A 26,077-nucleotide genomic window follows, 5' to 3' on the forward strand; every position below is an offset into this window, starting at 1 on the left:
TTTTTGACCCAGGCGAACACAGGGAGCCGCTCCCCCCGCAGGGGCCCTCTCGCTCCACCGGCGGGATTATCAGGACGCAACCGCCAGCAGGCCCACCCACAAGGTAACAATTGGCGAGAAAAGCCCGATGGACGGGATCCCGGTGGTGGGGCCCGCTCGGCGGGAGCCCGCCAGCACTCCCGTAAAATGCCCGGTCCACTTCTTGTCCGTGGAGGCGCGCCCCGTGCCCGCCTCTTCCTTCTGCCAAATCCCATGAGCTCGCCCCAACCACAACCCGGCCTCGACAGCCTGTCCAAGTCTTTTGAACCCGCCGCCCTGGAAGCCCACTGGGGACCCGAATGGGAACGCCGCGGCTATGGCGTCGCGGGATTCAGAGGCACGGGCGCGGCGCAAGCCGGCGAGCCGGCCTTCTCCATCCAGCTGCCTCCCCCCAACGTGACGGGCACGCTGCACATGGGCCATGCGTTCAACCAGACCATCATGGACAGCCTCACGCGCTACCACCGCATGAAGGGCTTCAACACCGTGTGGGTCCCCGGCACCGACCACGCGGGCATCGCCACGCAGATCGTGGTCGAGCGCCAGCTGCAGGAGCAGGGCATCAGCCGCTACGACATGGGCCCCACCCCGCCCGAGGCGCGCAAGAACTTCGTGAGCAAGGTGTGGGAGTGGAAGGAAAAGAGCGGCAACACCATCACCACGCAGATGCGCCGCATGGGCGACAGTGTGGATTGGAGCCGTGAATACTTCACCATGGACGACAAGCTGTCCACCGTGGTCACCGACACCTTCGTGAAGCTGTACGAGCAGGGCCTGATCTACCGCGGCAAGCGCCTGGTGAACTGGGACCCGAAGCTGCAGTCCGCCGTGTCCGACCTGGAAGTCGAGAGCGAAGAAAAAGACGGCTCGCTCTGGCACATCGCCTACCCCCTGGCCGATGGCTCGGGCAGCCTCACGGTGGCCACCACCCGCCCCGAAACCATGCTGGGCGACGTGGCGCTGATGGTGCACCCTGAAGACGCGCGTTACACCCACCTCATCGGCAAGATGGTGAACCTGCCGCTGTGCGACCGGCAGATCCCGGTGATTGCCGACGACTACGTGGACAAGGAGTTCGGCACGGGCGTGGTGAAGGTCACCCCCGCGCACGACCAGAACGACTACGCCGTGGGCCAGCGCCACAAGCTGCCCATGATCGTGGTGCTGACGCTGCAGGCCACCATCAACGACAACGCACCCGCCAAGTACCGGGGCATGGACCGCTTCGTGGCCCGCAAGGCCGTGGTGGCCGACCTGGAAGCCACGGGCGCGCTGGTCGAGGTGAAGAAACACAAGCTCATGGTGCCCATCTGCACCCGCACCGGCCAGGTGATCGAACCCATGCTGACCGACCAGTGGTTCGTGGCCATGAGCAAGGTGAGCGACCAGGACCCGACGGGCAAGAGCATTGCGCAAAAGGCCATCGACGCCGTGGCCACGGGCGAGGTGACGTTCGTGCCCGAGAACTGGGTGAACACCTACAACCAGTGGATGAACAACATCCAGGACTGGTGCATCAGCCGCCAGCTGTGGTGGGGCCACCAGATCCCGGCCTGGTACGACGAAGACGGCAACGTGATCGTGGCCCGCAGCGAAGCCGAGGCGCAGGCCAAGGCCCCCGGCAAGCTGCTGCGCCGCGACGAGGACGTGCTGGACACCTGGTACTCGTCCGCGCTCGTGCCCTTCAGCACCATGGGCTGGCCTGAACAGGGCGACAGCCCCACCGACGACTTCAACCTGTACCTGCCCAGCACCGTGCTGGTGACGGGCTACGACATCATCTTCTTCTGGGTCGCCCGGATGATCATGATGACCACGCACTTCACGGGCCGCGTGCCGTTCAGGCACGTGTACATCCACGGCCTAGTGCGCGACGCGCAGGGCAAGAAGATGTCCAAGTCCGAAGGCAACGTGCTCGATCCGGTGGACCTGATCGACGGCATCGCGCTGGAGCCGCTGCTCGACAAGCGCACCACCGGCCTGCGCAAGCCCGAGACCGCGCCCACGGTGCGCAAGAACACGCAAAAGGAATTCCCCGAGGGCATCCCTGCCTACGGTGCCGACGCGCTGCGCTTCACTTTCGCGGCGCTGGCCAGCCTGGGGCGCAGCATCAACTTCGACAGCAAGCGCTGCGAGGGCTACCGCAACTTCTGCAACAAGCTCTGGAACGCCAGCCGCTTCGTGCTGATGAACTGCGAGGGCCAGGACTGCGGCCTGAAAGAGCACACCAAGGAAGAATGCCAGCCCGGCGGCCCCGCCCACGGCTACATGGCCTTCAGCCAGGCCGACCGCTGGATAGCGTCGCTGCTGCAAAAGACCGAGGCGGAAGTCGCCAAGGGATTTGCCGAGTACCGGCTGGACAACGTGGCCAACACGATCTATGACTTCGTCTGGAACGAGTTCTGCGACTGGTACCTGGAGATCGCCAAGGTGCAGATCCAGACCGGCACCGAGGCCGAGCAGCGCGCCACGCGCCGCACCCTGATCCGCACGCTGGAAGCCATCCTGCGCCTGGCCCACCCCATCATCCCGTTCATCACCGAAGCCCTGTGGCAAACCGTGGCGCCCGTGGCGGGGCTCCAAGGCGAATCGGTCAGCATCGCCCGCTACCCCGAGGCGCAGCCGAGCAAGATCGACGAGGCCGCCATTGCGCACATGGAGCGCGTCAAGGGCCTGGTGGATGCCTGCCGCACGCTGCGCGGCGAGATGAACGTCTCGCCCTCGACCCGCCTGCCGCTGTACACCGTGGGCGACACGGACTTCATGCGCGGCGTGGCGCCGGTGCTGCAGGCCCTGGCCAAGCTCAGCGAGGTCAAGGTGTTCGACGACGAGGCCGCCTGGGCCGCCGCCGCGCAGGCCGCGCCCGTGGCCATGGTGGGCGAGGCGCGCATGTGCCTGCACATGGAGATCGACGTGGCCGCCGAGAAGGCCCGCCTGTCCAAGGAAATCAGCCGCATCGAGGGTGAGATCACCAAAGCCAACGGCAAGCTGTCCAACGAAGCCTTCGTGGCCAAGGCGCCACCCGCCGTGATCGACCAGGAGAAAAAGCGGGTGGCGGACTTCGGCACCACGCTGGGCAGATTGCGCGATCAACTGACACGCCTGGGCTGAAAACAGCCGCCATACTGCGTGGCGCAACGGGCCCCGCCCTGGCGGCGGGGCTCCATCCGACCCGACGATTACCTATCCCCAAAAGGAATTCCATGACTGTTGCCACCACCGTCCGCAAAGCCGTATTCCCCGTCGCGGGCCTGGGCACCCGGTTCCTGCCCGCCACCAAGGCCAGCCCCAAGGAAATGCTGCCCGTGGTGGACAAGCCGCTCATCCAGTACGCCGTCGAAGAGGCCTACGCCGCCGGCATCCGCCACATGATCTTCGTGACCGGCCGCAGCAAGCGCGCCATCGAAGACCATTTCGACACCGCCTACGAGCTGGAGGCCGAGCTGGAAGCCGCCGGCAAGAAGGAACTGCTGGCGCTGGTGCGTTCCATCCAGCCCGACGACATGGACTGCGCGTTTGTGCGCCAGCCCCGCTCGCTGGGCCTGGGCCATGCCGTGCTGTGCGCCGAGCCGCTGGTGGGCAAGGAGCCGTTTGCCGTGCTGCTGGCCGACGACCTGATGGTGGGCCCCCAGGGCGGCCCACCCGTGCTGGCCCAGATGGCCACCGCCTTCCGCCAGCAGGGCCGCTCGGTCATCGCCGTGCAGGAAGTACCGGAAGACCAGGTGCACAAATACGGCATCGTGGCCGGCGAGCCCGCAGGCGGTCCGCTGATCCGCATCGACCGCATCGTCGAGAAGCCCAAGGCCGACGTCGCACCCTCCCGCATGGGCGTGGCCGGCCGCTACATCCTCACCCCCGGCGTGTTCGACGAGATCCGCAACCAGCCGCGCGGCGTGGGTGGCGAGATCCAGCTCACCGACGGCATCGCGCGCCTGATGCAGAGCGAGGCCGTGTACGCCTTCCAGTACCAGGGCAAGCGTTATGACTGCGGCAGCAAGGAAGGCTTTCTGGAAGCCACGGTGGAACTGGCCCTGCAGCACCCTCAGGTGGGCGCGTCGTTCCGGGAATACCTGAAGGGCCTGAGCCTGTAGGCAGCGCCTGCACCGCGATCTGCGCGGCTGCATGACCAGAAAAAAAATCCTCCGGCAGCCCACCAGGGCTGTGGAGGATTTTTTGCCTTGAGGCACTGCTGCGGCCTGCGCCAGGCGCCAGCAGAAACCAGGCGAATTCCGGCGCCGCGTCGCCTGCCGAGCCCGTGGGCCCGGTTTGCCCAGGCTGCGCACGCGCCCCTCGCACAGTGGCGGCAGAGGGCAAGGCGCACCACCTCGTCAGGGTTTCGCTTCTATTTAACTACCTTCTGCGCAGGACGTGGATGTACTCCTCGCCCATCGTCTGCTGCTCCACCAGCTCGTTGCCCGTCTGTTTGGCAAAGGCCTGGAAGTCGCGCAGCGAGCCGCCATCGGTGGACACCACCTTGAGCAGCTGGCCACTGGCCATGTCCGCCAGTGCCTTCTTGGCCTTGAGGATGGGCAGGGGGCAGTTCAAGCCCCGGGTATCGATTTCTTTGTGGATGTCCATGGTCTTCATCAATCCTTTGGCGGCAGGTTGAGCCCCCGGCGGCGCTCTTCGTTTTCCTCTGCCGTGAAAAACACCGGTTCATGCCCTCGCGTGCGCAGCCAGTCCGCCAGCGCATAGCCCGTGCCGGCGGGCCAGCACCTGAGTTCGTGCAGGTCGTAGAACCGGTGGTCCACCAGCTCGGGCGACAGCCGCACCTCACCCTCGGCCACCACATGGTAGGCAATGATGATCTGGTTCATGCGCAGAAACTCGTAGGCCCCCACCAGCGTGGTGGAGCGCACGTCGAGGTTGGTTTCTTCCTTGACCTCGCGCGCGATGCCTTCCTGCGGCGACTCCCCGGCCTCCATGAAGCCCGTGATCAGCGCAAACATCTTCGCGGGCCAGGCCGCGTTGCGGGCCAGCAGCACCTTGCCATTCACCTCCACGATCGCGGCCAGCACGGGCGTGGGATTGTTCCAGTGCGTCCAGCCGCAGGCGGGGCAGCGCAGGCGCTCCTTGTCGCCACCGTCCTCGGCCAGCGTGATCGGCTGCAGCGCGGTGCCGCAGTGGGTGCAGTAGCGGGTTTCGTAGTGCATATGCTCTTATTTTGATAGCTATCGGCGCTTTCCTATCCAGCGCAGACGGCCCATTTTCATTGCAAGGAAGGTGAAGGGGTCGCCTTCGCTGCCTTTCGTCCTCAGGCGGGGAACACCCCCGTCGACAGGTAGCGGTCGCCCCGGTCGCACACCACGAAGACGATGGTGGCATGGCTGTCGCGCGCCGCGATCTGCTGCGCCACCCAGCAGGCCCCCGCCGCCGAGATGCCCGCGAAGATGCCCTCTTCTCGCGCCAGACGGCGGCACATGTCCTCGGCATTGTCCTGGCTCACATACACCAGCTCATCCACCGTGCTCGCGTCATAGATCTTGGGCAGGTACTCCTGCGGCCACTTGCGGATGCCGGGAATGCGCGAGCCTTCCTCGGGCTGCGCGCCGATGATCTGGATGGCCGGGTTCTTCTCCTTGAGGAAGCGCGACACCCCGGTGATGGTGCCCGTGGTGCCCATGGCGCTCACGAAGTGCGTGATGCTCCCGCCGGTCTGCTCCCAGATCTCGGGGCCCGTGGTTTCGTAGTGGATGCGCGGGTTGTCCTGGTTGGCGAACTGGTCCAGCACCTTGCCCTCGCCGCGCTTTTGCATGGCCTCGGCGAGGTCGCGCGCATGTTCCATGCCACCGCTCTTGGGCGTGAGCACAAGCTCCGCCCCAAAGGCCTTCATGGTCTGCGCGCGCTCGATGGAGAGGTCTTCCGGCATCACCAGCACCATGCGATAGCCCTTGATGGCGGCCGCCATCGCCAGGGCGATGCCGGTGTTGCCCGACGTGGCCTCGATCAGCGTGTCCCCAGGCCGGATGTCGCCCCGCTCCTCCGCGCGCCGGATCATCGACAGGGCGGGCCTGTCCTTCACCGACCCTGCGGGGTTGTTGCCCTCCAGCTTGCCCAGCACCACATTGCCCCGCGCCGCGTTGTCCTGGGCCCCAATGCGCTGCAGCGCCACCAGCGGCGTGTTGCCCACCGCGTCTTCAATCGTCGGATATTTCATGCGCCCTACTGTGCCATAATTTGCGGCTTCACGAATTCCAGCCCGGGTGGTGAAATTGGTAGACGCAGGGGACTCAAAATCCCCCGCCGCAAGGCGTGCCGGTTCGATTCCGGCCCCGGGCACCATCGACTAGTCCGGAAGAGTCCAAACTCTTCCGGACTTTTTTATTTTTCCTTTGAAATCAGCATCTTAGCTGTCCGTACCCGTCCAGACTAGTCCACCCCCATCCGAGAAAATTGGGGGCACATTTGGGGGCACATTTTAAAAAAATGGGGGCACCGATGCACCTCAGGGCCGCAGCCCTGGCGGAGTTCGAAAAGCGCTCACGCAGGCCGTGGCGCTGAGGGGGCACGGGCCGGAACCCTCGGGCAGTGGCGGGCACGCAAAGGATGGACGGGCCCGCGACGCAGGAAGTTCATCTGAAAGCGTCTCAAGGCCATTGGCGCTGGAGCTGGGGTGCAGTTGCGGCGAGTGGAGGCGGCTGCGACGACCTGAGCGTCACGTGAACAGGGGCCAGGCACAGGTCTGGCGCCAAAAAGCAAAAAAGCCCCGGCAGTGATGTCGGGGCTTTTCTTTTTGCGCCATCAGATCATCGTCCAGCGCTTCGCCAACCCCTTCGGCTCAGGCCCGCCAATGCTGCGGCCATCAGCGCCGTCAACGCCACACCAAACGGGGACAGTCCCGGAACTGGTGTAGGGCCGGGGCCCGCCATAGCCGTGGGCGTCACCGCAGCCGAGGTCAACGACACGGGACCCAGGCCATTTGGGTGCTGCGCTCGCACCGTGAATGTGTAGGGAGTGCCATTCACCAATCCAGTGACAGTACAGCTCGTCGCGGGTGCTGCCACGGAGCAACCCGGTCCGGCGTTCGATGTCACGGTGTAGCTGTCTGGCGGGTTGCCTCCGGTGTCCACAGGAGGCGCCCAGCTCACAGTGACCTGCGCGTTGCCGGGGACACCGGCTGGCGTTCCCACAGGGTCTGTGAAACGAACCAATCGCCCCTCGGACGGAACACCGTCAACGATAAGCCGCGCCATGTAGAGCCCGGCGGGTAAGGTGCCCAGCGGGGGCGAGGTGAAACTGGTAGCGGTATGGCTGGCGGGAGCCCATAAGCTGATCGCGCCGTTCTCCGCGCGTTGCAGCTGAAGCTGAGGCGTACTGGTACCTGTGCCGCCCGTAAAACCCGTTCCGTTGAGAATCAACGCCGCGCCTGCACGCTGAAGCAGCGGCAATGCATTCGTCATCGCAGCAGGCCCAGGCGGCACGGCTGGGACATAACGGTCCACCGCGCTATAGAAAGTGAGGCTAGGATTGCTCGAGAACCCGCCCGTCAACAGTACATCGCCATTGGGCAACAGATTGGCCGTCCCGTTCTCGCGCGCTGTTCCCATGGAACCTGCTGGCGACCAGTTTCCCGTTGCTGGGTCATACAACTCCGCTATGGGCTGCGTATTTCTTGCGATATCCGAGCCCCCCGCCATCAGCACCAAGCCAGAGGAAAGTACTGTCGCATGGGCCAGCGGCGAGCCCATTGCACCGTTGCGGGGAAAGTTCAGGGCCCCGGTGGCCGTCCACGTATTGGCCACAGGATCGTAGATTTCTGCATGCGTTGTAACGCCGCCGGCTGTAAAGCCACCTGCGAGCAATACTCTGCCGTCCGCTAGCAGCGTCAGGCTCGCATAGTGACGCGGCACGAGGGGCGCCGCCGCCAATGACCATGTGCCTGCAACAGGGTCGTAGAGTTCCGCGACGGGGACTTCGCCCCCTGCGTTGAACCCTGAAGCCACCAGAACACGGCCATCCCGCAGCAACACGGCGCCATGGGCTCGATGAACCACCGACATGCTCCCGGTCGCCGTCCAGGTGCGCGTTTCGGGGTCATACAGTTCGGCCGTATTGAGATTGCTTCCTCCTGCCACCAGAACTTTGCCATTGGCGAGCAACGTCATCGACGGCAGCGAGCGAGATGCAGACTGTGTGCCAGCCGGGAGCCAGGTGTTGGCCACAGGGTCGTACAGCCGGGCATTCAGGCTGCCATCAGAGCGCACAAGCACATGGCCCGTGCCCAGCGTGACGGCTTCGGTCACATTGCCGGCAATCCCAGTGCCGCCTATTGATGACCAGGAGCCGCCCGAATATCGCTCACCGGTGGCGACGAATCCCAGGCGGTTAACGCCGTTGAAAACAGCCACGGAGCCGTCATCCAGCAGCGCCCCCGCGTGTTGCGCCCGGGGATCCGCCATGGGAGCGTCGACATTCCAGCCGACCGCGGCAAGTGCATGAAACTGCCACAGCAGGGTCACCAGACCAAGGGTTGCCGGGCGTGCCAATTGCCGAATGGGGGTTGCTTGGGCAGTGCGTCGAATCAACTTCATAGGTCCTTCTGTCGGGCTTGTGAAACAAAGGTGCATGGCGGTCCCACCGGCGCTCAAAAATCACGATCGCCCTCGGGCAGCCGCGGAAGACTACACGGTTTTTTCGCGGGGGGTTAGTCGCCTTCTGGGGCCACATACACGCCAGACAAAGAGCGCGGCCACCACTCAGAGAGCTGACATAAGGTAGCGAATCGGCCAAAAAATGTCTACTTTCAGCCGGGTTCGGCCGCATTGTCGCTACAGGAACGCAACGTACCGGCCACGTGTTGTGCGCTGGGGCGCCTCCGCAAAAAGCCTTCAGATCCCATCCTCTCCCAGCAGCGTCAATCCACCCGCCAAGCTTTGGCAGGCCTCGCGGCCATGGGCCTGGCCCCAGGACTACAGCTGAAAGCCCGCGTCCCCCAGGCCCGGGCGTTCCATCAAGAAAAGCAGGTAGAGGATGCGTGATGGACCACAGAGGGCCCCAGCGCAGGCCCTGCGCCACCCATGCCCCCAGCTACACCAGCCGCCTGATCGGCCGCTTCTTCCAGATGGCGTGGAAATAGATGGCCTGCAGTGCCAGCGCACACAGGTACGTGAGCGGGTAGCTGGCCCAGATGCCTTGCAGGCCCAGCAGGTGCTGCAGCGCGTAGGCCAGCGGCACAAGCAGCAAGGTGAGGCAGGACAGGGAAATCACCGTGGGCACGCGCACGGTTCCTGCCGAGCGCATGACGCCGGTGAACACGCTGGCCAGCCCAAACGCGAGGCTGCCCCACACCGTGACGCGCAGAACGGTGGCGGCCAGGTCCACCACGGCGGGATCGCGGGTAAACAGGCTGGCGACCTGCGGTGACATCACCGCCACCAGCAGGGCCAGGCTGCCGGTCAGCGCCAGATTCATCCACAGGCCGACCCGCGTGACATGGGCAACATCCTCCGGCTTGCCGGCACCAATGGCTTGCGCGGCGAACACGGAAGCCGCGACGGCGATGGACATGGCGGGCAGCTGCACAAAGGCCATGGCCTGATTGACGGTGCCCCACGCCGCCGTGGCCTGCCAGCCGTAGCCATTGACCAAGCGCAGCAGCAGCACGTCGGCGAGTGAGCTGGTGACGAAGAACAGACCGGTGGGCACGCCCAGCCTCGCCACGGTGGCAAGCAAGGGGGTGTTCCAGCGCAGGTGGGGCCTGAGGTGCGAGAAGGCCAGCACATGGCCCCTGGCATGCAGGTGCCACGCGAGCCATGCCAAGGCCACGGCATTGCCGATGAGGCTGGCCCAACCCGCACTGGCGGTGCCCAGCGGGGGAAGGCCCAGCCATCCCAGCATGAAAGCAGGAGTGAGCAGCATCCACAGGCCCGAGGCCAGGGTGAGCGCGCGCAGCGGCGTTGCCGTGTCGCCCAGGCCGCGCAGGAGGGCGGCACTGAGCTGGTGCAGGAACAGCACGGGCATGGCCAGGAACAGCACGCGCGCGTAGGCGATGGCCTGCGGCAGCACCTCGCCACTGACACCCAGCACACGCAGCAGGCTGCCGATGGCTGTGGCGCCCACGGCCGCTACCACGCAGCCGAGCTGGAACCCACCGAGCAGCACGGCCCCAGCCACGCGGCGCACCTTGTCCGCGTCGCGTGCACCCCAGGCCTGGCCCACCAGCACCGAGGCTCCGGCACCGAGCCCGATCACGAAGGCAATGCAGCACATGAACAACGGGAAGAAGCTGACCGCTGCGGCCAGCGCCTGCGCGCCCAGCAGTTGGCCCAGGCAGATGGTGACGACCGTGCCGCTCAGCGCCTGAAGCAGGTTCGTGGCCACGAGCGGACCGAGAAACCGCAGAAACCTTCGGGGCAGCGGCGTGGTCGGGTCGTTCGTGTCCATGGTGAACACATCGTATGCGACCCGCGTGCGCCGGGACATGGCCTGGCGCGGGGAAACGACACCCGCAATGGAGCCCCCGCACGACGGCGGGCGGCGGCCTGGTGAATGCGCCGCGCTGTCATACCCTACCCAACCTCACGCGCGCCTGCCGTCCATATGGCGTCATTGAGAACGTCGTCACCGACCTTGCGCACCGTGGTCAAGGCTGGGGTCGGGCTGTCCTTTCACATGCTCTGAGCGAAGCTTGGCGCCTGAACTGCTACAAGGTGATGTTGCCGACAGGTCGAAAAGACGAAGCAACTTTGCGGTTTTACGAGCACGTGGGGTTTGATCGCCAGGGCAAGCAAGCACTGGCGGCAAAGCCTCCAGCCTGGCCTGTGTCGCCGCCTGAACGCTGATCACCCTGCAAGGCCCGCACGCAGTCAGGCCTGCAGTTTCGCCGCCGCCGGCTGCATGCTCTGCAGCACGTTGGCGGCCGCCTTGCGCACGTGCTCCTCGCACAGGCGCGCCGCCGTCTCCCCGTCGCTCTGCTCAATGGCCGCCACGATGGCGTCGAGCTCCACCAGCGTGTGCGGAAACCGCCCAGGCTGGGCCATGGAGATGCGGCGCAGCACCGTCACGCGGTTGTTGAGCTGCTGCAGCAATTGCCCGGCCACCAGGTTGCCGCAGCCCGCGATGAGGATCTCGTAGAACTGATTCTTGACGTTGAGCATCAAGGCGCGGTCCTGCGTGATCTCGGGCTGTGACAGCTCGGTGAGCTTGGCGCGCAGCGCCCGCACCTGGTCCTTGGAGGCATTGAGCGCAAAGCCCCGGCCCGCCAGGCTTTCGAGGTGCGCGCGCACTTCGTAGATGTCGCGCACCTCCTTGGGTGAAATGGTGGTGACCTCGGGGCCCCGGTGCGGAATGATGGTGATCAGCCCCTCGGCCTGCAGGTGCTGCAGCGACTCGCGCACGCAGGATCGGCTCACGTCCAGGCTTTCGCAGAGCTCGCGCTCCGACAACTTTTGTCCCGGCGTGAAGTGGCCGTCGAGGATGGCCTGGCGCAGCGTCTGGGTAGCACGCTGGCGCAGGGAGGTCTCTTCGCGGGGGACTCGCAGCAGCATCTGGTTCATGGCGCCATCCTAATGGGTTTCATACACGCTGATTGTCATACAAACATATGAATCATTCGTCAATCCACATTTTCCATATGTATGATTGTCTGACAATCCTAATAAAGTTCATCCACTGCAACGCCGCGTTGCCGGCCTTCTCCCTCTCTATCTATTGATCCCTTGCCACCCCAGGAGCCTTCCATGACCCGCCCCTACGCCCCCAAGAACCCCGCCCTCTTCGACCAGGGCCTGTCCACCCGCCGCGAGGTGCTCGGCGCAGAGTACGTCGATGCCTCGATCAAGAACGCGACCGACTTCAACATCGACATGCAGGAACTCGTCACCCAGTACTGCTGGGGCGATGTGTGGAACCGCCCGGGCCTCGACCGCAAGACCCGCTCTTTCCTCAACCTGGCGATGATCACGGCGCTCAACCGCCCGCACGAGCTCAAGCTGCACGTGCGCGGCGCCATCCACAACGGCCTGACCAAGGACGAGGTGAAGGAAGTCTTCCTGCAGACGGCCATCTACTGCGGCGTGCCGGCGGCTATCGACTCGTTCCGCGTGGCCTCGGAAGTGTTCAAAGAGATGGACCTCTGAGCAGGGGCGCGACGATGAGCCGCATCGCATTCATCGGCCTGGGCATGATGGGCCAGCCCATGGCCCACCTGCTGCACGCCGCAGGCCACCCGCTCGTGGTGAAGGACGCCCATCCTGAAGCCGAGGCGCAGTTCGCCGCGTCGCATGCCGGCACCGTGGTGGCCACCGACAACGCCGCGTACGCAGGGTGCGACGTGGTCATCACCATGCTGCCCAATTCCGACATCGTGGACGCGGTGGTGGCCGACCTGGCACCCCACTTGCGGGCCGGGGCCTGCGTCGTCGAGATGAGCTCCGCCGACCCGATCCGCACGCGGGCCCTCGCAGCCTCGCTGCGCGGCAGGGGGATCGCGCTGATCGACGCACCCGTCTCCGGCGGCGTGAAGAAGGCCGTCAATGGCACGCTGGCCATCATGGTGGGCGGCGACCCCGAAGATTTCGCCCGGCAACGGCCGGTGCTCGAAGTGATGGGCAAGGCCATCAGCTACGTGGGCCCCGTGGGCGCGGGCCACGCACTCAAGGCGCTGAACAACTACGTGTCCGCCGCCGCGCTGATCGCCACGGCCGAGGCCATCCACGTGGGCGCGGCCTTCGGCATCGATGCGGCCACCATCGTGGATGTGATCAACGCATCGACCGGCAAGAACAACACGACCGAAAACAAGGCCCACCAGTTCATGCTGAACCAGGCTTTCAACTCGGGCTTCTCGCTGGCGCTGCAGGCCAAGGACGTGGGCATCGCGGCCGGACTGGGCCGCTCCCTGCAGGTGCCGATGGACCTGGCCCAGAAGGTGTACGCCATGACGGCCGATGCCAGCGCCGCGCTGGGCCCCAGGGCCGACCACACCGAGCTGTACCGGTTCGTCGGCAAGCCCTGACCGTCCCCCCGGGCGCCCGGCAGGGCGCCCGCCGCAACCCAGCAAACAAACAAGCAAGTGCCACCGCCTGGCAGGCCGGGCCTTGGCTGCTCTCACCCTTTCAGGAGACAAGACAATGCGCAACCAGACAAAGACCCTGCTCGCGGCCGCGCTGGCCCTGGCCTCGACGGCGGTGGCCGCCTTTCCCACCAAGCCCGTGACCATCGTGGTGCCCTATGCGGCCGGGGGCTCCACCGACGTGCTGGCCCGCGTGCTGGCCGAGGCCATGGCACGCGACCTGGGCCAGCCGGTGATCGTGGACAGCGCGGGCGGAGCCGGCGGCACCATCGGCACCGCCAAGGTGGTGCGCGCGCCCAATGACGGGCACACCGTCCTGCTGCACAACATGGGCATCGCCACGGCCCCGGCGCTGTACAGCAAGCTGGCCTTCGACGTGAACAAGGACCTGGAGCCCATCGCCCTGGCCGGCGAGGTGCCCATGATCCTGGTGCGCTACAAGAATTTCGCGCCCGCGACCGTGGCCGAGCTGATCCAGCACATGAAGGCCAGGCCGGGCGAGGTGAAGTTCTCGCACGCGGGCGTCGGCGCCACATCGCACTTGTGCGCGATGCTGTTCAACCAGACGGCCGGCACCACCGTGACGATGGTGCCCTACCGCGGCACCGGCCCGGCGCTGCAGGACCTGGTGGCGGGCAACGTGGACCTGATCTGCGACCAGCCCGTGGCCACCGGGCCGCACCTGCAGTCCGGCGCCCTCAAGGCCTACGCCATGGCGACCAGGGAGCGCATCCCGACGATGCCGGAGGTGCCGACCTTTGCCGAGTCCGGGCTGCCGGGCTTCGAGCTGGCCGTATGGCACGGCGTGTACGCGCCCAAGGGCACACCGCCCGCCGTCGTCGAACGCCTGAACAAGGCGGTGCGCGGGGCCCTGGCCGATGCCGGCCTGGTCAAGCGCTTCACCGACATGGGGGTCATCATCCCGCAGGGCGACCGGCTCAAGCCCGAGGCGCTGCGCCAGCAGACCGCTGCCGAGATCAGGCGCTGGGATCCCGTCATCAAGGCGGCCGGCGCCAAGGCAGAGTAGGCGCGCAGCCGCCAAAGCCCCCGCGCAGGGCGGCCGCACGGGCCGATGAGGGCGGTTGCGCTGGCGAACGCGGCCCCGCGCCACGCCTTGGCCGGGCCCGGCCACCACCGGCAGGCCCAGGCCGCCGGGAACGCTACCCGGGAAAATCGGCTCAGTTGTTCTGCCTGCGCACCAAGTGGCGGCCGGTGTCGGTGATGGTCAGCTGGCCCGACGCATTCTTGGTGATGAAGCCGTGTTCGTACAACCGTCCGGACATATGCTCCTTCAGCGCTGAAACCACGCTGATGTTCTCCATCTCCAGGTGCTTCAGCGTGGCGAGTTCGTCCACCGTGGGCTCGAAATGGGGGGCATGGTAGGTTGCGTTCAATGACATAACGGCTCCTTGATGAAATAGTAAAGGTATGAGGTGCCTGGTACGGCCCGCCGGGCCGCCCGCTGGGTGTGACCCTTGCACACCACATACGTTCCGTCCATCTTCTTCCCGCCGCCTGCAGCGAGTGCCACCAGCGTAGCCCTGTCCGCCGCGGGGCGCAAGCCGGCAAGCGCCCTACTCTGCCGCAGCCCGCGCAGTGTCTTGAAGCCATTTCGAGAACACCGCCAGCACGGGCGGCTGCACCTGCGCGGGGCTGACGAGGTAGTAGCCCCGCTCCCCCCGCAGGGGCCGCGCGCAGGCCACCACCAGTTCGCCGCTGGCCAGCTCGGCCTCGATCAGCAAGGGCGGAATCAGCGCCACACCCAGCCCATGCGTGGCCGCCACGGCGAGCATGGAGAACAGCTCGTAGCGCGGCCCGTCCAGCGCATGGGGTGCGTCCACCCCCATGGCGTCGAACCACTGGCGCCAGCCGTAGGGGCGCGTGCTCTGCTGCAGCAGGGGCAGCCCGGCCAGCGCATCGGCGGCCACGGGCTGGTGGGCGCGCCCGCGCGCGCGCGGCGCGGCGGATTCGAGCAGGCGCGGGCAACACACGGGCAGCACATCCTCGTGCATCAGCAGTTGCGCCTGCACGCCGGGCCAGTTGGCCACCTGCTCCGGGGTGCCGGCGTACAGGGCCGCGTCAAAGGTGGTGTCGGCGAACAGAAAAGGGCGCGTCTGCGTCTCGATGTGCACCACGATGTCGGGGTGCAGTTGGGCCAGCTGCGGCAGGCGCGGAATGAGCCAGCGCGTGGCGAACGTGGGCACCGCCGCCAGCGACAGCGTGCCGCCCTCGCCCTGGTGGGCCATCACGTCGAGCGTGTCGCGCTCCAGGCCCTGCAGCCAGCGCGCCACCTGGCGGCCGTAGTGCGCGCCGGCGGGCGTGAGCACCACGCCGTGGCGCGTGCGGCGAAACAGCTGCACGCCCAGAAACTCCTCCAGCGCCTGGATCTGGCGCGAGACGGCGCTTTGCGTGAGCGAGAGTTCCTGCGCGGCGCGGGTGTAGCTCTCGTGCCGGGCGGCGACTTCAAAACAGGCCAGTGCCTGGGTCGATGGGATATTGCGGCGCATGATGAAAATGAACTTTTAAGGGGCCGGCCAAGTAGATGATCTCTAGCTCAAAGTATTTCATACATTCCAGTTATGCATATCTGGATGAAAAGAACTCGCTTGCGGCGCGCTGGCACGAGGCCTACGATCTGCCCCAGAACACCTTTGTTGCCACTCTTTTTTTCACCTGGAGACACGCACATGGCCCACGCCGCCTTTCAATGGGATGACCCTTTCCTCCTGAGCCAGCAACTGACCGACGACGAGCGCGCCATCCGCGACGCGGCCGCCGCCTACTGCCAGGACAAGCTGGCCCCGCGCGTGCTGGATGCCTTCCGCCACGAAAAGATGGACGTGAGCATCTTTCGCGAGATGGGCGAAGTGGGCCTCCTGGGCCCCACCATCCCCGAGCAGTACGGCGGCCCCGGCCTGTCGTACGTGGCCTATGGCCTGATCGCCCGCGAGGTGGAGCGCGTGGATTCGGGCTACCGCTCGATGGCCAGCGTGCAGTCGTCGCTGGTGATGGTGCCCATCCATGAATTCGGCACCGAAGCGCAAAAGCAGAAGTACCTGCCCAAGCTCGCCACCGGCGAGTGGATCGGTTGCTTCGGCCTGACCGAGCCCGACCACGGCTCCGACCCCGGCAGCATGGCCACGCGCGCCTACAAGGTCGATGGCGGCTACAAGCTCAAGGGCAGCAAGATGTGGATCACCAACAGCCCCGTGGCCGACGTGTTCGTGGTCTGGGCCAAGGAAGTCATCAAAGGTGGCGATGGCAAGGATGTTGTGGGCCCCATCCGCGGCTTCGTGCTGGAAAAGGGCATGAAGGGCCTGACGGCCCCCGCCATCCACGGCAAGGTGGGCCTGCGCGCCTCCATCACCGGCGAGATCGTGATGGACGACGTGTTCGTGCCGGAAGAGAACGCGTTTCCTGAAGTGCAGGGCCTGAAGGGCCCCTTCACCTGCCTGAACAGCGCGCGCTACGGCATCGCCTGGGGCGCGCTGGGCGCGGCCGAGTTCTGCTGGCACACCGCCCGCCAGTACACGCTGGACCGCAAGCAGTTCGGCCGCCCCCTGGCCGCCAACCAGCTCATCCAGAAGAAGCTGGCCGACATGCAGACCGAGATCGCCATCGGCCTGCAGGCCTGCCTGCAGTTCGGCCGCATGAAGGACGCGGGCACCGCCAGCGTGGAAGGTACCTCCATCATCAAGCGCAACAGCTGCGGCAAGGCGCTGGACATCGCCCGCCTGGCGCGCGACATGATGGGCGGCAACGGCATCAGCGACGAGTTCGGCGTGGCCCGCCACCTGGTGAACCTGGAGGTGGTGAACACCTACGAGGGCACGCACGACGTGCACGCGCTCATCCTGGGCCGTGCGCAGACCGGCATCGCGGCGTTCAGCTGACATCCCGCTGAGGCGCCGCGCGCCTTCCCCCTTTTCTCGGCTTCGCGGGGAAGGGGGACGACGCCGGTGGCCTGGAGACACGCCCGCCGCGCCTCCCACGCCCATTCAATACGATTTTGGCCTCTAGCGCTTACTGAACAAGCGCAAGCAGCTATTCAAGTTATAGCAATCACTACCATGACCACATCCAACGCAGGCGCCCTCGCAGGCATCAAGGTGCTCGACCTCTCCCGCGTGCTCGCGGGCCCCTGGTGCACGCAGGTGCTGGCCGACCTGGGGGCGGACGTGGTGAAGGTGGAGCGCCCCGGCGTGGGCGACGATACGCGCCAGTGGGGCCCACCCTTCCTGAAGGACGCCGAGGGCAATGACACGAACCAGGCCAGCTACTACACCGCCTGCAACCGCAACAAGCGCTCGGTGACCATCGACATGGCCTCGCCCGAGGGCCAGGCGCTCATCAAGCAAATGGCACAAGAGGCGGACATCGTCGTGGAGAACTTCAAGGTCGGCGGCCTGAAGCAATACGGCCTGGACCACGAGAGCCTGCGCGCGCTGAACCCGCGCCTCATCTACTGCTCCGTCACCGGCTTCGGGCAAGACGGGCCCTACGCCGAGCGCGCGGGCTACGACCTGATGGTGCAGGCCATGACGGGCCTGATGAGCATCACCGGCCAGGCCGACAGCCAGCCCGGCGGCGGCCCGATGCGCGTGGGCGTGGCGGTGATCGACCTGTTCACCGGCCTGTACGCCAGCAACGCCATCCTGGCCGCGCTGCATGTGCGCGACAACGCGGCCACTGGCACGGGCCAGGGCCAGCACATCGACATGGCCCTGCTCGACGTGGGCATGGCCGTTCTGGCCAACCAGGCCTCGGGCTTCCTCGCCACCGGCAAGGCGCCCGGCCGCATGGGCAACAGCCACCCGAGCCTGGCGCCCTACCAGGACTTCGCGACGGCCGACGGCAACATGCTGCTGGCCATCGGCAACGACGGGCAGTTCCAGCGCTTTTGCGCCGCCGCCAACCAGCCCCAGTGGGCAACCGACCCGCGCTACGCCACCAACACCCTGCGCGTGCAGCACCGCACCGACCTGATCCCTGCGATGGAGGCCGTGACGCGCACGCGCACCACGGCCGACTGGATCACGCTGCTGGAAGACAAGGCCGTGCCCTGCGGCCCCATCAACACCATCGCCCAGGCCTTCGGCGACGCGCAGGTGCAGGCGCGCGGCCTGGCCGTGACGCTGCCGCGCTGGAAGGACGGCGAGGCCGCCACCGACAACGTGCGGCAGATCACCGGCGTGGCCAGCCCGCTGCGCCTGTCGGCCACGCCGCCCGTGCTGCGCAACGCGCCGCCGGCACTGGGCCAGCACACGGACGAGGTGCTCGCCGAAATGGGGCTGGACGCGGTGCGCATCGCGGCGCTGCGGGCCTCGGGCGTGGTGTAGCCGCTCACTGATTTACCCGCTCTTGCGCAACGCCCCGCGACATCCCGCCGCGGGGCGTTGGTCTTTTCGCGGCCACGCTACTTCGGTGCTTGCGGCAGCGGTGCGGCGGCGCCCAGCAGGCAGTCCGCCACCTCGTCAGAAAACCGCATGGGGCGGCCGTCCAGCCACACGGCCTCGGAGCCCTGGGGGTCCGGCGCGGCGGGTGGCAATCCATGGTCCAGCAGCGCCTGCGCGCAGCCCGCCCAGTCGCCATCGGGCTCGGGCGTGTTGATGGAGCCCCACGACAACGCGCCGCAGGCGTTGTCCTCAAAGCCATGCCGGGCCTGCCAGCGCGCGCCGTGCTCCAGCAGGAAGCGGGTGAGCGCCGCGTCGCCCCGAAAGATGGCCAGGTGCAGCGCCGTACCGTCCCAGTCGCCCCCTGTGGTGTCGATGGGCCAGCCCAGGCGCACCATGAGCCGCACGGCATGGCCGCAGTCCGCCTGGGCGGCCAGCTCGGGCAGCAGGCGCTGCTGGGGCAGCGACAGCGCGTCCAACAACCCGGGCCGCGCGGCCAGCAGCGTGCGTGCTTGCGCCTCGTCGGCCTGGGCACACGCGGCCACGAAGCGCTCGTCGACAGGCACGTCGCCCTCGCCCACCGCCGCGCGCAGAAAGGCCGCCACCCCGGGCAGTCCGCAGCGCAGCGCCTGGATGTGCGCGGGCGTGCCATCGGCGGCACAGGCAGCCGGGTCGGCGCCCGCCGCCACCAGGGCCTGCACATGGGCCAGCGACCGCCGCCGCCGGATGGCCCAGAGCAGCGGCGCCGCACCGCCCGGCGCCGCGCCATCGGCAAGCTGCTCGTTCGCGTCCGCACCATGCGCCAGCAGCAGTTGCAGCGCGGGCAGGTCGTCCATGTCGAGCACGCGGCACAGCGCGTTCGTGCCCGGCACCCGCGCGCCCGCCTCCAGCAGCAGCCGCGTGCAGTCCAGGCTTCCGAGCGCGTGGTACAGCGATTCGCCATCGTTGGGGTCCGCGCCCGCGTCCAGCAGCAGGCGCGCCATGCCCGCGTGCTGGTTCTGCCCGGCCGCGCCATACAGCGCAGACAGCGGGTGCGATGCATCAGGCTCGGCCAGCGAGGCGGGCGGCCAGCGGTTGGCCACGCACTGGTTCGCATCGGCCCCGGCCTCCAGCAGCAGCGCCACGCAGGCCTGCAGGCGGTCGGCAAAGGCCGGCAGCCGCGCCAGGCTCGAATGCGCCACGGCCACCAGCGGCGGCAGCTGCAAGGGCCCGCCAGGGCGGTGCACCCAGCCCGGGTCTTGCGCGATGGCCTCGCGCAGCCGGGCCTCATCGCCCACGGCGCAGGCCAGCCACGGGTCTTCGTCCCGGGGGATGGCGCCATCGGCCCACAGGCGCTCGGCCAGCCCCGGCCGGGCGCTGTGGTTGCCGCCCGCGATGTCGCCCGCATAGACCAGGCGCAGCCATTGCAGGGTGGCGCGCACCGGGTCGTCCACCAGCGCGCGCCGCGCCAGCACAAAGCCCTGGAAGTCGGCCCAGGACGCAAAGCCATGCTCGCGCGCCAGGCAGGACTGCGCGTCGTGCAGCCGAAGGCCCAGGGCGGCGATGGCGGCATCGCCCTGGCCCGCAGCCGCCGGCAGCGCGGCGCGAAAGCGCGCCAGCGCCTCGGGCTCGCCGCTGCGGCAGCCAGCGAGCAGGTCCTTGGCTTGTTTCTTGAGATGGCCCAGGTCGGGCCGTGGGGGAATGCGTTTCACGAGAACCTCCGTGCATGGATCGCCGACGGCCCGCAAATCCGGCAGCACAAAGGATGGAAAGTCAGCTCTGCAAGGAGCACGAACGTGCTCCAGGAGTCGGCAAGTGGGTTCAACCCTTCCCGCGGGCCCGGGCGCGGCTTGCACCGCGGGAAGGCATCTTACCGCCGTGCGGCGCCCCCCTTGCGGCATGGCGCGAATTCCGTGTACAAAAAATTACATCCGTCGCCATAATGGCAGCGGGAGTCTCCCCCCCGCCACGCCCGATGGCAGGCCCGCAGAGACTTTGCAGCTTTCATTTTCGCGCCATGGGTGCATGCCGTGGCGCCGTTCCGTGGAACCTCAGGAGTCCGCCATGAAGCTCAGCCTCAAACTCCCCCTGGCCTTTACCGTGGCGCTGCTGCTGCTGTTCGCGGCGGCGCTGTTCGGCATCAGCCGCCTGAACCAGGCCCTGGGCACCTACCAGACCACCGTGGCACAAAGCTTCGAGCACGAGCGATTGGCCTCCTCCATGCTCAATGACTTCAAGGTGCAGGTGCAGGAGTGGAAGAACGTACTGCTGCGCGGCAAGGACCCGGCCCAGCTCACACGCTACTGGGCAGCGTTTGAAAAGCAGGAGCAGGCCATCGGCCTGCAGGCGAAGAAACTGCTGGCTGGCCTGCCGCCGGGCGAGGGCCGCGACCGCGTGGCGCAGTTCGCCCAGGCGCACGAACGCATGGGCGCCGCCTACCGCAAGGGCTTCGAGGCCTTCAAGGCGTCCGGGCACGATGCCGAGGCGGGCGACAAGGCGGTGCAGGGCATGGACCGCGAGCCCTCGCAGCTGATCGACCAGGCGGGCGAACTGATCGCCCGGGCCAGCAGCGAAGTGGCCGAACACGCCGCCGCCACCGCGCAGCGCGCGACCACCATCAGCCTGGCCGTGATGCTGGTGGTGTGCGCGCTCGGCATCGCCGGCGCCATCGCCTTCAGCCGCACCGTGGTGAACCCGCTGGACAACGCGGTGCGGGTGTCGCAGGCCGTGGCCAGCGGCGACCTGACCGTGGCGCAGCCCGTGCGCGGCAAGGACGAGATCGCGCTGCTGCTCAATGCGCTGCACGGCATGCAGCTGAGCCTGTCGAGCGTGGTGAGCCACGTGCGCCACAACGCCGACAACGTGGCCGCCGCGAGCACCGAGATCGCGCTGGGCAACAACGACCTCTCGGCGCGCACCGAGCAGCAGGCCAGCGCGCTGGAGGAAACCTCGGCGTCGATGGAAGAGCTCAGCTCCACCGTGCAGGCCAATGCCGACAACGCGCGCCAGGCCAACCAGCTGGCCGTCAATGCGTCCACCGTGGCCGTGCAGGGCGGCGACGTGGTGGCCGAGGTGGTGACCACCATGAAGGGCATCAACGACAGCAGCAAGAAGATCGCCGACATCATCAGCGTGATCGACGGCATTGCCTTCCAGACCAACATCCTTGCGCTCAACGCCGCCGTCGAGGCAGCCCGCGCGGGCGAGCAGGGCCGGGGCTTCGCGGTGGTGGCCAGCGAGGTGCGCAGCCTGGCCGGCCGCAGCGCCGAGGCGGCCCGGGAGATCAAGAGCCTGATCCACACCAGCGTGGAGCGCGTGGAGCAAGGCACGGCCCTGGTCGACAGGGCCGGCGCCACGATGACGGAAGTGGTGGCCTCGATCCGCCGCGTGACCGACATCGTGGGCGAGATCAGCGCCGCCAGCAGCGAGCAGAGCGCGGGCGTGGCCCAGGTGGGCGAGGCCGTGATGCAGATGGACCAGGCCACGCAGCAGAACGCGGCGCTGGTGGAGCAAAGCGCGGCGGCGGCCGACAGCCTGAAGGTACAGGCGCAGCAGCTGGTGGACGCGGTCTCGGTGTTCCGCCTGTCGCCCGGCGAACACCCGGCGGCGGGGGCGCGCGTGCCCCGGCTGGCGGCGGCCTGACAGGACGGGCGGGCCGGGGGGCGAAGAAAATTGAATCAAAACGACCTCTAACGCCCAACCATCCAGCGCAAACAGCTATGTTTTTAATAGCGACCTGAGCCTGTTCCGGTGCCATGGCGCGCGGCCCCGCCAGCGCGCCAGCCCCCCCATGGGGGCTGGTCAGTCGCCGTGCGCCGCTTCCAGCGCCTTGAACTGCGCCATGGTGCGCAGGCACGCGTCGGCCACCTCCGTGCCCTTCTTCACGAAATGCTCGCGGAAGAACTTCAGATGGTCTTCATGCTCGTGGAAGTCACGCGGCGTGAGCACGGCGGACATCACGGGCACCTCGGTGTCCAGCTGCACGCGCATCAGGCCGTCGATGACGGCGGTGGTCACGAACTCGTGGCGGTAGATGCCGCCGTTGACCACCAGCGCACAGGCCACGATGGCGTCGTAGCGGCCGCTTTGCGCCAGGCGCTTGGCCAGCAGCGGGATCTCGAAGGCGCCAGGCACCTCGAACTGCTCGATCTGGCTCGCAGCCAGGCCGTTGCGGGCGAACTCCGCCACGGCGGCGTCGCGGGCCTGGTGGACGATGTCCCGGTGCCAGCCGGCGCAGATGACCGCAACGCGTTCGCTGCGGCGCGCGGAGTCTGCACGGCCTTGTTCGGCATTGGCAGCGGCGGCATGGTGGGAATGGAAGGACTGATTCATGGATTTTCTCGTAGCAAAGAAAAGGATTACCAGAATCAGGGCGCGCGCGAACAGGGCACACCACAACGGCAAGCAGGCACCCGCGCGCCGGGCCCGGGCAGCCGCACGGCGGCGCGCACGGCAAACCGCGCCCGCCCGCCCGCACCAGCGAACACCCGCACCACTGCACACGGGCACCCATCCCGATGGGCGGCCATGGCTTCGCGATCTCTTTCATCCGGACTGTGACCGTCGGCTCTGGCATCGCACCAGATCTGCTGACCCCGGGCCGCCGCCATGCCTGGCGCGGCCCGGGCGCTCGCGGGCTGCTGCGGTGCGGCTGTAGCAACAGCCACCCGCAGATACCGCCGGTGGGGAATTCCGCCCCGCCCTGAGAACGCTGCCGGCCCCCACAAGCTGTGGAGGCCAGCGGCGCGATTCTAGGGGTTACCCGCGGGGCGGGCCGTCGCCCAGGCGATTGCCTGCACCGTCAGCGGGGCCGTTCGAACCCGGCTTCGGCCCAGGCGGTGGCACTGGCGGGCGTGAGCTTGAACGTGGGCGGCACGGGCACGCGCGCCAGTTCCTCGCCCAGTTCATCCTGGGCGCTCAGGGTGGCCGTGGCGCCCTCTTCGTCGGGCACGATGGCCAGTTGCACGCGCAGGCGCTGGCCATTGACCGTGACCGCGACGTTCTTGTGGAGCTGTGCATGCAACTGCTGCTCGTGGCGGCGCAGCACCTCGCTGGCGGTCTTGACCAGGGTGTGGAAGGCCGAGACATCGAGCGGCTTGGGGTTCTTCTTGTCGCGTCCCATGGTCCAGGGCCCCACCAGCGCGGGCTCGGCCTCGCCCCGCAGCGTCATGGACACGGCCCAGCCGTCGTCGTCTTCGTTCTTGATGACCTGCGCGGTCCATTGGCCGTCGCTCCAACGGCGAGGCTCCTGGATGGTGTCGGGGGTGTCTTGCATGGGGAAAAGGGTCGCAGAAGATTCAGGGAAAGGGCGCAGAGCATAACGGCCCCGGCACGGAGGCGGGAGCATGCATTTTCAATAACCGCTGGTTATTGACGGCGGCCGGCACCAGCCCCCGTCACGGCGCATCGGTCACCGGGTTCGCCACCTCGCGCAGCACGTCGGTGAAGGCCTGCATGGCGGGCGTGGGCGGTTCCCCCAGCCGGGTGATGAGGCCGTAGTCGGGCATGCGGTCCGGCAGGTCCACGGGGATGCGGGCCAGCAGGCCCTTGGCGATGTAGCGCTCCACCAGCGCCTGGGGCTGCAGCGACAGCATGTCGGTGGCCTGCATCATCTCCAGCGCGAACAGGAACGACGGGGTCTCCACCACGCCCGAGCCGAGTGCGAGGCCGCTCCGCCCGAAGATGTCGTCCGACACCTTGCGCACCGCGGTGGACGCGGGGTACAGGATCCACGGCCAGTGCGACAGCTCGGCCATGTCCAGGTCGCGCGCGCCGCGCAGGGGGTGGTGCAGGCCGCCCACCACCAGCAGCGGCTCGCTGGACAGGCGTTCGTAGTGGAACTGCGTGCGGTGCGCGTCGTCGGTGAAGCGGCCGATCATCAGGTCGATCTTGCGCTCTGCCAGCCACACGATCAGCTGGTCGCTGCTTTGCTCCAGCACCTTGAGCACCAGCAGCGGGCGCAGGCGCTGGATCTCGGCCACCGACGCCGTCAGCACGTGCGCGGCCGATCCCGTGATGGCGCCGATCGCCAGGTGGCCGTGGCCGCCCTCCTTGAGCGCATTGAACTCATCGACGAACTTGCGGTGGCCGGCGAGCGCGCTGGCGGCGTAGCGCAGCGTGAACAGGCCCAGTTCGTTGGGCCGCATGCCGCGCGACAGGCGCTCGAAGAGCCGCGATTCCAGGATCTCCTCGATGTCCATCAGGATCTTGGTGGCCGCCGGCTGCGTGATGTGCATCTGCTCGGCCGTCAGGCGCAGGTTGCGCGTCTGGCCCAGGATGTCCAGGAACTGCAGGTGCCGAAAGCGCAGCCGCGCGCAGGCCTGCACCATCGACAGGGGTTTACCCGACACAGGGGTGGAGGTCACGGCAACTCATCAGCATTTGGAATGGATGCTAGCAAAAAAGTGAGTGGACCCCGCGCCCTGCGAAACCTAATCTCTCGCCTGCGTCGGGAGGGTCCCGCAGAGACCCGATGGCGCCGGTGGGCCGTCTTTTACGGTGCCCCACCGTGCCCCAGCCATTCCATATCCGGAGACAAACACCATGCAATTCAAAGCCCTGGCCCTTGCGGCCACGATCCTGGCCGCCGTGGCCGCACCCGTGTCGGCGCAGATCAAGGACCATGTTTTCAAGGTCGGCATCGGCCTGAACGACGACCACCCCCAGGCGCAGGCCGTCAAGCACTTTGCCGAGCAGCTCTCTGCCAAAAGCGGCGGCAAGCTGGTGGCCAAGCTGTACGCCAGCGGCTCCCTGGGCAACGACGTGAGCATGACCTCGGCCTTGCGTGGCGGCACGCTGGAGATGACGGTGCCCGACAGCTCCACGCTGATGGCGCTGATCAAACCCTTCGGCGTGCTGAACCTGCCGCTCACCTTCAACAACGAACAAGAAGCCGACGCGGTGCTCGACGGCCCCTTCGGCCAGAAGCTGCTGGCCAAGCTGCCCGAAAAGGGCCTGGTGGGCCTGGGCTTCTGGGAGAACGGCTTTCGCCACGTGACCAACTCGCGCCGCGCCATCACCAAGGCGGAAGACCTGGCGGGCCTGAAGCTGCGCGTGATCCAGAGCCCCCTGTTCCTGGATACCTTCAACGCCCTGGGTGCCAACGCCACGCCCATGCCCTTCACCGAGCTGTACTCGGCCATGGAACAGGCCGCGGTGGACGGGCAGGAGAACCCGCCCGCCACCATCCTGTCGAGCAAGTTCTATGAAGTGCAAAAGCACCTGGTGCTGTCGCGCCACATGTACAGCGCCTGGGTGCTGCTGATGTCCAAGAAGACCTGGGATGGGCTGTCGGCGCAGGAGCAGAAGATCGTGCAGGACGCCGCGCGCGAAGCCACCCTGTTCGAGCGCAAGACCATCCGTGCGTTCAGCGAGACCGCGCTGGGCGAGTTGAAGAAGGCTGGCATGCAGGTGACCGAACTCGCACCCGCCGAGCAGGCCAAGATGCGCGCCAAGCTGCAGCCGGTGCTGACCAAGTACGCCAAGGAATTCGGCGAGGAGACCACTGGCGAGATGAACGCCGAACTTGCCAAGGTGCGGGGCGGCAAGTAACTTTTCTGCTCCACCACAACCGTTCACCGAGCGCGGCCGAAGCGCCGCGCGAGGCTTCGACGGGCTCAGCCCGAACGGTTTGTGGTTCGAGTCAAACATGCCA

22 protein-coding genes, 1 tRNA gene and 1 riboswitch are annotated in these 26,077 nt (G+C 67.3%); of the genes, 11 read left to right on the plus strand and 12 right to left on the minus strand.

Annotated features, from left to right (window positions below; translation table 11 throughout):
* Positions 1-252 precede the first annotated feature (252 nt).
* Positions 253-3,150 carry a valine--tRNA ligase gene (locus AC07OC_RS24630; RefSeq protein ID WP_218341686.1) on the plus strand — a complete coding sequence of 966 codons (2,898 nt, stop codon included), beginning with the start codon at positions 253-255 and terminating at the stop codon, positions 3,148-3,150.
* Positions 3,151-3,242: 92 nt separating this feature from the next.
* Positions 3,243-4,130 (plus strand): UTP--glucose-1-phosphate uridylyltransferase GalU, encoded by an 888-nt coding sequence (gene galU, locus AC07OC_RS24635; RefSeq protein ID WP_218293738.1) that lies wholly within the window; start codon positions 3,243-3,245, stop codon positions 4,128-4,130.
* A 259-nt stretch (positions 4,131-4,389) separates the two neighbouring features.
* Here galU and AC07OC_RS24640 read toward each other — a convergent pair whose 3' ends face one another.
* From AC07OC_RS24640 to cysM, 3 genes are all read right to left on the minus strand, one after another.
* Positions 4,390-4,617 carry a sulfurtransferase TusA family protein gene (locus AC07OC_RS24640; protein WP_218293737.1) on the minus strand — a complete coding sequence of 76 codons (228 nt, stop codon included), beginning with the start codon at positions 4,615-4,617 and terminating at the stop codon, positions 4,390-4,392.
* A gap of 8 nt (positions 4,618-4,625) precedes the next feature.
* Positions 4,626-5,192, minus strand: a complete 567-nt coding sequence (locus AC07OC_RS24645; RefSeq protein ID WP_218293736.1) for an NUDIX domain-containing protein — start codon at positions 5,190-5,192, stop codon at positions 4,626-4,628.
* 101 nt (positions 5,193-5,293) lie between these two features.
* Entirely contained in the window at positions 5,294-6,196 is a 903-nt protein-coding gene (gene cysM, locus AC07OC_RS24650) for a cysteine synthase CysM (protein ID WP_218341687.1), read from the minus strand.
* Positions 6,197-6,236: 40 nt separating this feature from the next.
* On the opposite strand from cysM, the gene AC07OC_RS24655 reads away from it, so the two are divergent.
* Positions 6,237-6,321: transfer RNA gene (locus AC07OC_RS24655), tRNA-Leu, on the plus strand.
* Between the two features lie 464 nt (positions 6,322-6,785).
* Here AC07OC_RS24655 and AC07OC_RS24660 read toward each other — a convergent pair.
* Positions 6,786-8,570, minus strand: coding sequence for a fibronectin type III domain-containing protein (locus AC07OC_RS24660; RefSeq protein ID WP_255591835.1), 1,785 nt, complete (start codon positions 8,568-8,570; stop codon positions 6,786-6,788).
* Between the two features lie 496 nt (positions 8,571-9,066).
* The gene (locus AC07OC_RS24665) at positions 9,067-10,422 is read right to left on the minus strand and encodes an MATE family efflux transporter (protein ID WP_494602469.1); all 1,356 of its coding nucleotides are present in this window, start codon (positions 10,420-10,422) and stop codon (positions 9,067-9,069) included.
* Positions 10,423-10,436: 14 nt separating this feature from the next.
* On the opposite strand from AC07OC_RS24665, the gene AC07OC_RS24670 reads away from it, so the two are divergent.
* Positions 10,437-10,820 (plus strand): GNAT family N-acetyltransferase, encoded by a 384-nt coding sequence (locus AC07OC_RS24670; protein ID WP_218341689.1) that lies wholly within the window; start codon positions 10,437-10,439, stop codon positions 10,818-10,820.
* Between the two features lie 24 nt (positions 10,821-10,844).
* Here the strand turns inward: AC07OC_RS24670 and AC07OC_RS24675 are convergent, their stop codons facing one another.
* The gene (locus AC07OC_RS24675) at positions 10,845-11,534 is read right to left on the minus strand and encodes a GntR family transcriptional regulator (protein ID WP_218341690.1); all 690 of its coding nucleotides are present in this window, start codon (positions 11,532-11,534) and stop codon (positions 10,845-10,847) included.
* A 183-nt stretch (positions 11,535-11,717) separates the two neighbouring features.
* Here AC07OC_RS24675 and AC07OC_RS24680 point away from each other — a divergent pair, with 183 nt between their 5' ends.
* The 3 genes from AC07OC_RS24680 to AC07OC_RS24690 all read left to right on the plus strand — a co-directional run bounded on the left by AC07OC_RS24680 (position 11,718) and on the right by AC07OC_RS24690 (position 14,078).
* Positions 11,718-12,116, plus strand: coding sequence for a carboxymuconolactone decarboxylase family protein (locus tag AC07OC_RS24680; RefSeq protein ID WP_218293731.1), 399 nt, complete (start codon positions 11,718-11,720; stop codon positions 12,114-12,116).
* 14 nt (positions 12,117-12,130) lie between these two features.
* Entirely contained in the window at positions 12,131-12,994 is an 864-nt protein-coding gene (locus AC07OC_RS24685) for an NAD(P)-dependent oxidoreductase (RefSeq protein WP_218341691.1), read from the plus strand.
* 115 nt (positions 12,995-13,109) lie between these two features.
* Positions 13,110-14,078 carry a tripartite tricarboxylate transporter substrate-binding protein gene (locus AC07OC_RS24690; protein WP_218341692.1) on the plus strand — a complete coding sequence of 323 codons (969 nt, stop codon included), beginning with the start codon at positions 13,110-13,112 and terminating at the stop codon, positions 14,076-14,078.
* A 151-nt stretch (positions 14,079-14,229) separates the two neighbouring features.
* On the opposite strand, the gene AC07OC_RS24695 is transcribed toward AC07OC_RS24690, so the two are convergent.
* Both AC07OC_RS24695 and AC07OC_RS24700 read right to left on the minus strand, forming a co-directional pair.
* A complete protein-coding gene (locus AC07OC_RS24695) occupies positions 14,230-14,451 on the minus strand; it encodes a hypothetical protein (protein ID WP_218293727.1) in 222 nt (73 codons plus the stop codon).
* Positions 14,452-14,625: 174 nt separating this feature from the next.
* Positions 14,626-15,558: a LysR family transcriptional regulator gene (locus AC07OC_RS24700; RefSeq protein ID WP_218341693.1), complete on the minus strand. Its 933-nt coding sequence runs from the start codon at positions 15,556-15,558 to the stop codon at positions 14,626-14,628.
* A gap of 180 nt (positions 15,559-15,738) precedes the next feature.
* Here AC07OC_RS24700 and AC07OC_RS24705 point away from each other — a divergent pair, with 180 nt between their 5' ends.
* Both AC07OC_RS24705 and AC07OC_RS24710 read left to right on the plus strand, forming a co-directional pair.
* Positions 15,739-16,944: an acyl-CoA dehydrogenase gene (locus tag AC07OC_RS24705; protein WP_218293724.1), complete on the plus strand. Its 1,206-nt coding sequence runs from the start codon at positions 15,739-15,741 to the stop codon at positions 16,942-16,944.
* 177 nt (positions 16,945-17,121) lie between these two features.
* Positions 17,122-18,390 carry a CaiB/BaiF CoA transferase family protein gene (locus AC07OC_RS24710; protein ID WP_494597998.1) on the plus strand — a complete coding sequence of 423 codons (1,269 nt, stop codon included), beginning with the start codon at positions 17,122-17,124 and terminating at the stop codon, positions 18,388-18,390.
* Positions 18,391-18,467: 77 nt separating this feature from the next.
* On the opposite strand, the gene AC07OC_RS24715 is transcribed toward AC07OC_RS24710, so the two are convergent.
* The gene (locus tag AC07OC_RS24715) at positions 18,468-20,135 is read right to left on the minus strand and encodes an ankyrin repeat domain-containing protein (protein WP_494597997.1); all 1,668 of its coding nucleotides are present in this window, start codon (positions 20,133-20,135) and stop codon (positions 18,468-18,470) included.
* 352 nt (positions 20,136-20,487) lie between these two features.
* Here AC07OC_RS24715 and AC07OC_RS24720 point away from each other — a divergent pair, with 352 nt between their 5' ends.
* Positions 20,488-22,065: a methyl-accepting chemotaxis protein gene (locus AC07OC_RS24720; RefSeq protein WP_218341696.1), complete on the plus strand. Its 1,578-nt coding sequence runs from the start codon at positions 20,488-20,490 to the stop codon at positions 22,063-22,065.
* A gap of 159 nt (positions 22,066-22,224) precedes the next feature.
* On the opposite strand, the gene AC07OC_RS24725 is transcribed toward AC07OC_RS24720, so the two are convergent.
* The 3 genes from AC07OC_RS24725 to AC07OC_RS24735 all read right to left on the minus strand — a co-directional run bounded on the left by AC07OC_RS24725 (position 22,225) and on the right by AC07OC_RS24735 (position 24,752).
* Positions 22,225-22,755, minus strand: a complete 531-nt coding sequence (locus AC07OC_RS24725; protein WP_218293719.1) for a 6,7-dimethyl-8-ribityllumazine synthase — start codon at positions 22,753-22,755, stop codon at positions 22,225-22,227.
* Between the two features lie 201 nt (positions 22,756-22,956).
* Positions 22,957-23,137: riboswitch (FMN riboswitch) on the minus strand.
* A gap of 87 nt (positions 23,138-23,224) precedes the next feature.
* The gene (locus AC07OC_RS24730; protein ID WP_218341697.1) at positions 23,225-23,698 is read right to left on the minus strand and encodes a hypothetical protein; all 474 of its coding nucleotides are present in this window, start codon (positions 23,696-23,698) and stop codon (positions 23,225-23,227) included.
* Positions 23,699-23,819: 121 nt separating this feature from the next.
* The gene (locus AC07OC_RS24735) at positions 23,820-24,752 is read right to left on the minus strand and encodes a LysR family transcriptional regulator (protein ID WP_218341726.1); all 933 of its coding nucleotides are present in this window, start codon (positions 24,750-24,752) and stop codon (positions 23,820-23,822) included.
* Between the two features lie 214 nt (positions 24,753-24,966).
* Between AC07OC_RS24735 and AC07OC_RS24740 the strand changes: the two genes are divergently transcribed.
* Positions 24,967-25,974, plus strand: coding sequence for a TRAP transporter substrate-binding protein (locus tag AC07OC_RS24740; RefSeq protein ID WP_218341698.1), 1,008 nt, complete (start codon positions 24,967-24,969; stop codon positions 25,972-25,974).
* The last annotated feature ends 103 nt before the right edge of the window (positions 25,975-26,077 follow it).

This window comes from Acidovorax sp. GW821-FHT10E04, from assembly GCF_059415185.1.